3 protein-coding genes are annotated in these 1,241 nt (G+C 63.3%); 1 reads left to right on the forward strand and 2 read right to left on the reverse strand.

Translation table 11 applies throughout. The features are described 5' to 3' along the window. A partial coding sequence (locus EN994_RS32135; protein ID WP_127308184.1) for an aspartate-semialdehyde dehydrogenase occupies positions 1–517 on the reverse strand: 517 nt, incomplete at its 3' end. 107 nt (positions 518–624) lie between these two features. After that, a complete protein-coding gene (locus EN994_RS35565) occupies positions 625–774 on the reverse strand; it encodes a hypothetical protein (RefSeq protein WP_164746448.1) in 150 nt (49 codons plus the stop codon). A gap of 198 nt (positions 775–972) precedes the next feature. Here EN994_RS35565 and EN994_RS32140 point away from each other — a divergent pair. Continuing rightward, positions 973–1,241, forward strand: a 269-nt coding sequence (locus EN994_RS32140) for a DEAD/DEAH box helicase (protein WP_164746449.1), incomplete at its 3' end; no start/stop codon positions are given.

Raw genomic sequence — 1,241 nt, forward strand, 5'->3', positions numbered from 1 at the left:
GCGTGAACAGCTCGTCCATGCCTTCCTTGCCGGCGCCAGACACCGACTGGTAGGTGGCGACAACGACGCGCTTGATGGTGGCGAAATCGTGCAGCGGCTTCAGCGCCACCACCAGCTGCGCCGTCGAGCAGTTCGGATTGGCGATGATGTTCTTGCGCGTGAACAGCGAGATCGCGTCCGGGTTCACTTCCGGCACGATCAGCGGCACGTCCTGGTCGTAGCGGAAGGCCGACGAATTATCGATGACGACGCAGCCCTGCTTGCCGATCTTCGGCGACCATTCCTTGGAGACGTTGCCGCCGGCCGACATGATGCAGATATCGGTGTCGGAAAAATCATACTGGTCAAGCGACTTCACCTTCAGCGTGCGGTCGCCGAACGACACTTCCGTGCCCTGGCTGCGCCGTGAGGCCAGCGCCACCACCTCGCTTACCGGAAAGCCGCGCTCTTCCAGTATGTTGAGCATTTCCCGGCCCACATTGCCCGTGGCGCCGACGATCGCTACCTTGAAACTCATCGAAAAATCTCCTGTCCCTCTCCGCTTGGTTTTTGGAGAAACCCGCTGGCCGCTGCGGGTTCCGTCCCCCGGGCCGAACCCGGGAGAGGGTGGTTAGGCCAAGGGAATCACACCGTTTTGGTGGTGGTTTTGCCAGTTTTCTCGGCCAAGAATGTGGTTTTGCTGAAACGAGGAGATGCGCCGACGCGCCCGGCCCAATGATGTGCATTGAGGCTGGGGGCATCGAATGCAGGAAGAGCCGTCAAAAGGCCGCGCATCGAAACTGTCCCGTTCGGTGCCGGCTTTTACGCGGTTTGCGGCAAGAGTCAATTGCCGAGCGGCGCCTGGTTTTGCGCGCGCCCTGTACAATCGCGGCTGCGCGAAGTACGAACGGCCAAGATTGTTTGGCTGGCGCGAGGCCCGCCCCGGCATGTGCTCCGTGATGAGCGCGGACCCTAAAATTCCGAAAGAGTGAGATGTCCAACTTCGAAGCACTTGTTCCAGCGCTTGCCAGGGCGCTGGAGAAACGCGGCTATTCCGAGCTGACGCCCGTCCAGAAGGCGGTCGTGGCGCCCGAGCTCGGCGAGGCCGATGCGCTGGTTTCGGCGCAGACCGGCTCCGGCAAGACGGTGGCCTTCGGCCTCGCTCTGGCGCCGACCCTGCTTGAGGGCGCGGAGCGCTTCGGCCACGCCGCCGCACCGCTGGCGCTGGCGGTGGCGCCGACGCGCGAACTCGCCTTGCAGGT

Origin of the sequence: Mesorhizobium sp. M7A.F.Ca.CA.002.09.1.1 (assembly GCF_003998555.1) — a bacterium.
GTDB lineage: Bacteria > Pseudomonadota > Alphaproteobacteria > Rhizobiales > Rhizobiaceae > Mesorhizobium > Mesorhizobium ciceri.